This is a genomic window from Halobacillus sp. BAB-2008 (assembly GCF_000328325.1).
Taxonomy (GTDB): Bacteria; Bacillota; Bacilli; order Bacillales; family Halobacillaceae; genus Halobacillus.
The window spans coordinates 1-1,882 of the sequence record NZ_ANPF01000110.1 but is presented as its reverse complement, the minus strand read 5'-3'; the positions used below and the strand labels follow the sequence as shown (position 1 = coordinate 1,882).

3 protein-coding genes are annotated in these 1,882 nt (G+C 47.4%); 2 read left to right on the top strand and 1 reads right to left on the bottom strand.

The features are described 5' to 3' along the window. Positions 1 to 440 (bottom strand): adenylosuccinate synthetase (locus D479_RS19245; protein WP_008640427.1); only part of this gene is annotated, 440 nt, incomplete at its 3' end. Positions 441 to 680: 240 nt separating this feature from the next. On the opposite strand from D479_RS19245, the gene D479_RS19240 reads away from it, so the two are divergent. Then, complete coding sequence (locus D479_RS19240) at positions 681 to 1,463, top strand: DeoR/GlpR family DNA-binding transcription regulator (RefSeq protein ID WP_008640425.1); 783 nt, start codon at positions 681 to 683, stop codon at positions 1,461 to 1,463. Next, on the top strand, positions 1,454 to 1,882 hold a 429-nt coding region (locus D479_RS19235), incomplete at its 3' end, for an HAD-IIB family hydrolase (RefSeq protein ID WP_008640422.1). The genes D479_RS19240 and D479_RS19235, both read left to right, overlap by 10 nt.

Here is a 1,882-nt window from a genome sequence, read left to right as displayed (position 1 = left end):
ATACGGATACCGGTACGTGCCGCTTTATCCATATAAGCAGGGCCGATCCCTTTCTTCGTCGTTCCGATCTTGTTCACGCCTTTCTCTTCTTCCTGAAGCGCATCCAGCTTCAAGTGGTAAGGAAGGATGACGTGGGCACGGTTGCTGATCCGAAGATTGTCCGTACTGATGCCGCGGTCATGAAGGTACTTCAATTCCTCAAGGATCGCTTTTGGATCGATGACCATTCCGTTTCCAAGCACACAAATTTTATCATCAAAGAAGATTCCTGATGGGATCAAATGAAGTTTATACGTGACTCCGTCAAATTTAATCGTATGTCCTGCGTTGTTTCCACCCTGATAGCGAGCGACAACTTCCGCATTCTGTGAAAGAAAATCGGTTATCTTGCCTTTTCCTTCGTCCCCCCACTGGGTTCCGACAACTACTACTGAAGACATAAGGCACCTCCGCCAAATAATTGTTTGTTGTAATTCATATCCATCGTCAGTTTATCAATTTGCAAAAAGGAAGTCAACGCTATTTCCGAACATTAAAAGAAATTATAACATCCAATGTTCGATTATGAATCATTTGAACGATAATTCCGACTACTTACTATGACTTATTTATCATTGATTTTAATTATACACACACTTATAATTACTTACAAAAGGATGTAAATGGAAGGAGGTTTCGTGATGTATCAAGAAGAACGACTGATTGCAGTGATCCAATACTTGAAGGAGAAGCGGAGGATATCCATCGAGCAGATGTGTGAGATGTTCGACATTTCCCGCGATACGGCCAGGCGCGATCTCGTTAAGCTGGAAGACAGGAAAGCGATTGTAAGGACACGTGGCGGAGCGATCCTGCCGACCTCCCACGCCGCCATCCAAGATTATACGAATCGTTTGAAAACGGTTTCTTATGAGAAGGAACGCATCGGCCGGGAAGCCGTCTCTCTCATGCAGCCGGGCGACAAACTGATACTCGATACGTCAACGACCGTCCAGGCGTGTGCCAATCAGATGACTCCGATGGAATTGACCGTCATCACCAATTCGATCCACCAGGCGAGCATTCTGTCCAATGTCGGTAATATTTCCATCCACCTGCTCGGCGGGCATCTGCAGAAAGAACACCAATTTCTGTACGGCGCCTCCGTTATTGAGCGTCTGCAAAGCTACCATGTCGATAAAGCATTTATCGGGGTCGTCGGCATATCCGATCAAGGCCTGACAATCGGCATTGAGGAAGACGGCATGGTAAAGAGGACCATGATGAAACAGGCGAAGGAAGTGATCGTGCTCGCCGACCATACGAAGTTCGGAATCACGGAATTCTTTTCGTTTGCAGGGCTTGAAGATGTCGATATTATCGTCACGGATAAACTCCCGAATGACCGCTTTCAGAAGATGTTGAAAGAAAATGACGTGGAGCTGATCGTGACAGAAGAAGGGAAGCTGAATCCATGGACATGATCGCTATTGATTTAGACGGAACGTTGTTGAACAGCAGCAGTCAGATAAGTGAAGAAAATGTCCGCGCCATCAAAGAGGCGCAGGAAAAGGGTGTAGAAGTAGTGATCGCGACAGGGAGAGCGGAGTTCGATGTTCGGGAGCTGTTTAGAGAAACAGGGCTTCGGACATGGGTGATCGGTGCAAACGGTGCAACGATCCATGATCCGGAAGGCAGACTCTTTCATGCCACGCCGATGCTGACGGAGGATGTACGTGACGTTCTTCCTTGGTTGGAAGCGAACGGCTTCTATTATGAAGCGTGCAGCGATGAATGGATTTGGACACAACAGGAAGGACGAAGCCTGCTGCAAGTCGAAATCGACCGGATCAAAAGCGCAAATCCGGACGTGCACATCGGTGAACTCGAGCATGCCATAGAG